Genomic DNA, 4,931 nt, shown 5'->3' on the forward strand with positions numbered 1-4,931 from the left:
TGATCACATCGCGGTCAAAGTGACGGCCTGCGAACAGTTCGTCCAGGCTTTTCAGCTTGCTCATCGTCGGTTCCCAATTCGTTCAGCCCGACACCTTAACCGATTCGCCCCCGCTCGATTTGCACCAGATCCTCATCAGATCCGATGACGAGCTTCAAGGATTTTCGGTGTGCGCGCATCATTCTCTCTGGTATTGAGGTGATGCATATGATTCGCAAGGGGCAGATGAAAACGACGGCGATGACCGAACGGCAGCCGCTCAGTTCTACTCGCTGGTGACATAAGCAGTCCCATCTATATGGGAACAGGCTTGGCCTGCCATCGTTACCGCTACAGAACCTATCTCCTGCAACAGACAACGCCCTTAGCGCGATAGAAGCGAGTTATTTGCGGAGCGCGCCGACAATCATGCGCAACTGTTCGGCGAGACCCGACAGCACGAGCTGATCGCGAACCTGGTCGACGAAAATGCCGACAAACAGCGCAAGCATCATCACAGTGAGCGCGCCCTTCACCGGCTGACTGAGCATCATAAGCTCGAGTTTCTGCGCCGACTTCGCCGCGAAACCGAACGCGAAATCTACGAGCAGCAGCATCAGCATCATCGGCGCGGCAAGCTTCGCAGTGGTCTGCATCAGTGAATCCGTCTGTTGCAGCACGAAGCTTTCCAGCACGTTGGCGGGCACCGGCGTCGCCGCGCTGAGCGGCCACCAGTGATACGACTGGTAAAGCGCGCCGAGCAGGAATGTCATGCCGCCAAAGGTCCAGAACGCGACGCTCGCCACGTGCATGAGAAGTGTTCCAGTGGGCGTGGACTGCCCCTCGCGCAGAGGGTTGGTGATCTGCACGTTGTTGTAGCCGGCCAGATCGTCGACGTAAATGCCGGCTCCTTCCGCCACCCAGAACACTGTGGACGCAGCAAAACCCAGCACCAAGCCGATGACCGCTTCGCGCAGGCCAATGACGAAGAACGCCGTGCCGGTCAGCGACGAATACAGCGAAACTGGCTGGGCATAAGCAATAAACGAGCTGAACAGCAGCACCATGCCATTACGCACCATGCCTGGCAGGATGCCGTCTGCGGTAGGCGGAAACAGGTAGAGCATCACGAAGAGCCGCACCGAGCACACGCCGAGCACCGTCAGCGAACGAACCAGCGTGGCGCCGAACTGCGGCAGCGTCGTAAGGGTGTCGTACATTATGGAATCGCTAATCACTAGAAAACCGCTGCGTCGACGCCGTCATACCACCGCGTCCTGCCCACGCGAAGAAGAACACAGACGGGCCAGCGCGGCTTCTTCGGCCTCCTCGTCGCCGACATCCGCTGCGTGGAGATCTAGCACGAGGCGCAACCCGGCGATGCGCGCTCTGCATACATCAATGCGATTGCTATTTCGCGTGATCGCGCGGATGGCCGCAGCGAGGTCATTGGCCTTGCTGCGCAACAGCGTGTCGAGCGCGGCGAGTTCGCCTTCCATCTGCTGGACACGCACGGCGACGACATCTGCATAGCGCATCGTCGCATTGAGATCGGCCAACTGGAACGCGGCGCCGCCTGTCATAATCTGCGCCATCCTTGCCTGGAAGCTGCGCAACTGCTCGCGTTCCGTTTCGGTGCGCGCGAGTTGAGCGTCACGCTGCGCGAGTGCCTCGGCATGCGCTTCGCGCGCGGCCATCACGCCTGCCTGCAGGCGACGCTCGAGCCGCTCGTGGCGGCCGCATGTCACTTGCAGCGCGGCCACGCGACGACGTGTTTTCCCGGGATTTTGCGGCGCGCTCATTGGATCAGCCGTTCGCCAGTTGGAACAGCCGCGCCTCAGTGTCCTGCGGCGCGGCGAATTCGTGGGTCGCCTGATTGAAGAAGGCGCGGATCGCGTCGATCTTGCGAATCGCCTCGTCGGCAAGCGGGTTGCCGCCCTCCTGATATTCGCCTATCTGCAACAGTAGCTCGACCTCGCGATGCCTGAACAGCAGTTCGCGCAGCCGGCCCGCCGCACGCACATAGTCGTCGGCCATGACTTGCGGCATCACCCGCGAGAGACTCGCGAGCACGTCGATTGCGGGGTACTGGTTTTTTTCGGCGATTTCGCGCGACAGAATCATGTGTCCATCGACGATCCCGCGCACTTCCTCGGCGATCGGATCGTTGCCCGACTCGTCCTCGGTGAGCACCGTATAGAGCGCCGTGATCGAGCCCTCCTCGCCCATGCCGGCGCGTTCAAGTAACCGCGGCAGCTCGGCGAAGATCGATGGTGGGAAGCCGCGCCTGGCGGGCGGCTCCCCGGCTGCCAGGCCGATTTCGCGCTGCGCACGCGCAAAACGCGTGAGCGAATCCATCATCAGCAGCACGCGCTGCCCGCGGTCGCGAAAGTGCTCCGCTATCGCGGTCGCCACGTACGCGGCCTTCGCGCGCTCGATCGAGGAGCGGTCCGACGTCGCGCAGACAACGACAGACCGCGCCATGCCCTCGGCACCGAGAATCAGTTCAACGAACTCGCGCACTTCGCGGCCCCGCTCGCCGATCAGCGCGACCACGGTCACGTCGCATTGCGCCCCGCGCGCGAACATGCCGAGCAACGTGCTCTTGCCCACGCCCGCCGGCGCAAAAATGCCCATGCGCTGCCCTTCGGCGAGCGTCATCATGCTGTCGATGACGCGCACGCCGGTGGCAAGCGGCGTGTCGATCATGCGCCGGCTCATCGGGGAAGGCGGATTCGCGAACACCGGGCGGTGTTCGCTGCTGTGAAGCGGCCCGAGTCCGTCGATCGGCTCGCCGAGGCTATCGATTACGCGCCCCAGTAACGCGTCCCCAACCGGCACCATCAGCGAACGGCCGAGTCCCACAACGCGCGTCGAGCGCGAAATGTCGGCGAGCCGCGAGAACGGCGACAGAAGTGCGACATCGCGTGTGAAGCCGATTACCTCACCATGCTGAAGTAATTGTCCGTTCGGCGTGCGCAGCTCGCACAGCTCTCCAAGCGTCACATCGAGCCCGGCTACCTTGACGAGCGTGCCGATAACCTCGAGCACCTTGCCGGTCCGCGCGATGCCCTCTGTCGACAAGATTTCCTGTTCGATCGCATTGGTAAGACGCTGCGCATCGAAGAGTGTGAGCAGAACGTCGTCGGGGTCGTCGACGTCGTACTTATGGCCGGTGCGGCCTATGCCGGCCCCGCGCAGCGAGGTCATCGCCAGCCCTCGTCGTTGTGGCCGTCCCCCGTATCGGCGAGTTCAGCGGTGTGGTGGCCCGCCCTTGCTTCTTCTATTGCCGGCGCATTGGCCACTGCTGTGGCCCCATACGGCAAGGGTCCGTCCAGTTCCCTTGCCGTCTGCTTTAGTGCGCGCGAGACCGCAAGCCGCATCGCCCGCATTTGCGTCGCGAGGCCTGCGTCGATTGCGCCGAAATCAGACTCACACAGGCAACTGCCGGGTGCAAGCCGCTTGTCCGCGATAACCGACAGCGGAAACGGCCTGCCGAGATCGCGCCAGCGCGCGCAGAGCCGTTCGAACGCAACACAAGCCTTGTCGTAGTCGACCGGGCTCACCGCAACGCGCAGCCAGGTCGCGCCCCCGACGATGCGGTCCACCGTCGATAGCGCCCGCTCGAATAGCTGATCGGCGTGCTGCACGCGGACGATCTGTTCGACGGCCACGGTAATGATGCTCGCGAGCCGCTCGCGCATTTTCAGTTGCGCCCGGCGTTGTACGGCACCGACTTCCGCGAGCCGCTCAATCCAGTCGGCCAGCGCACGCTGCTCGCCGTCGCGGTAACCGCGCCTGCCGGCGAGTTTATGCTCGTCGCGCGCGACATCGCGAATCGTTTCCGCTTCTGCATGGGCCGCGGCGACGATCGTCGCGGCCTCGTCGCGCGCGGCGGCGATCGTCGCCGCGCGATCGTCGGCGAGTTGCGCGTAGGCGGCGTCTAGGTCCATCATCACCCCGAAGGCGGCGGGCGGCACGACATCCGCATGTGCGCCGACATGCCCGCCGCCGTCCGCGCCCAGCAGCCGGTCCGATCTCAACCAAATAGCCATGCCCACTCCGGAACCAGTTCGGGAAGATGCGCAAAGAACAGCGCGGTGCCGCTCCCGTCGAAATCAGGTACACCCGCGCCTGGCCATGGCGGCATGTCGCGCGGCAACGCAAGACGCAATAATGAGCATGGGCGAGGCTCGCGAGCAGGCATGGCGGACTGTCCCGCCTCATGCATGTTCCGCGCGATCAGCGCATAGCCCTCACAGGCGAGCCCTTCTTCGTCGATCTGTTCGAGCGCAGGCACCTGTCCACGCGCGACGAGGCGCGCCACATCCGTCTCGTTGGCTAAAACATGAGCCGCCGGGGCGTGAGCCGCGCCTTGCCGCGGCGCGGCGCTCAGCCGCTCCAGCGGCACGCCAACCCATTGCGCGAGACGCAGGCGGCTCTGTTTGTCTATCAGACGCCGCACTTCGGCGCGACGCCATAGCAGCGCGCGCATGCGCAACACGCGCAGGCCGTCACCCACCGGCAATGCGTCGAGTACGGCGGGATCCGGCGCACGCAAGCCGTCGAACTTTGGTCTGGCCGCGCCCACCGCCTGCAGCAGCGCCCATGAGCACGCGGCAAGCGAGTCGGCTTGCGCGCCCGCCAGCACTTCACGCAATGCGCCAAATGACGCGGATATAACGGCGGCGGGCAGATCGAGCGCCGGCGCCCACCACGACGGATGCGCCCAGTGCGCGGCCTCGCTTGCATTTCGCTGCCACGCGCCGAGCGCGGCAGCGGTGCGTGCGGCAGCGACACAAGAGACCGCACGAGGCGCCGCCAGCGCCATGCGCCCCGAGGCCGCAGTTGTGGACAAAGAAACCGTGGATGCCGCCATCACGCAGCCGAAGACGGCTTTGCTCGCCGCCATTTGCCGGCGAGCGCCTTGATACGGGCGTAAATCCGCGAAT

The 4,931-nt window shown here is 64.4% G+C and carries 5 protein-coding genes and 1 pseudogene; 1 reads left to right on the plus strand and 5 read right to left on the minus strand.

Annotation, left to right across the window (positions count from 1 at the left end):
* Nucleotides 1-135: 135 nt before the first annotated feature.
* Nucleotides 136-284 (plus strand): annotated as a pseudogene (locus AB3X89_RS38860) (IS6 family transposase); the annotation flags it as partial.
* Nucleotides 285-383: 99 nt separating this feature from the next.
* Here AB3X89_RS38860 and sctT read toward each other — a convergent pair.
* The 5 genes from sctT to AB3X89_RS38885 are packed head-to-tail and all read right to left on the minus strand — an operon-like array spanning nt 384 to nt 4,891.
* On the minus strand, nt 384-1,199 hold the full coding sequence (gene sctT / locus AB3X89_RS38865; protein ID WP_368587892.1) for a type III secretion system export apparatus subunit SctT: 816 nt from the start codon (nt 1,197-1,199) through the stop codon (nt 384-386).
* Between the two features lie 42 nt (nt 1,200-1,241).
* Complete coding sequence (locus AB3X89_RS38870) at nt 1,242-1,781, minus strand: type III secretion protein (RefSeq protein WP_368587893.1); 540 nt, start codon at nt 1,779-1,781, stop codon at nt 1,242-1,244.
* Between the two features lie 4 nt (nt 1,782-1,785).
* Nucleotides 1,786-3,189, minus strand: a complete 1,404-nt coding sequence (gene sctN, locus AB3X89_RS38875) for a type III secretion system ATPase SctN (protein WP_368587894.1) — start codon at nt 3,187-3,189, stop codon at nt 1,786-1,788.
* Nucleotides 3,186-4,034: a type III secretion system stator protein SctL gene (gene sctL, locus AB3X89_RS38880; RefSeq protein ID WP_368587895.1), complete on the minus strand. Its 849-nt coding sequence runs from the start codon at nt 4,032-4,034 to the stop codon at nt 3,186-3,188. Before sctL ends, sctN begins: the two co-directional genes overlap by 4 nt.
* Nucleotides 4,019-4,891: a type III secretion protein HrpB4 gene (locus AB3X89_RS38885; RefSeq protein WP_368587896.1), complete on the minus strand. Its 873-nt coding sequence runs from the start codon at nt 4,889-4,891 to the stop codon at nt 4,019-4,021. Before AB3X89_RS38885 ends, sctL begins: the two co-directional genes overlap by 16 nt.
* Nucleotides 4,892-4,931 lie beyond the last annotated feature (40 nt).

It is taken from the genome of Paraburkholderia sp. BR14320 (assembly GCF_040948665.1).
Taxonomy (GTDB): domain Bacteria; phylum Pseudomonadota; class Gammaproteobacteria; order Burkholderiales; family Burkholderiaceae; genus Paraburkholderia; species Paraburkholderia youngii.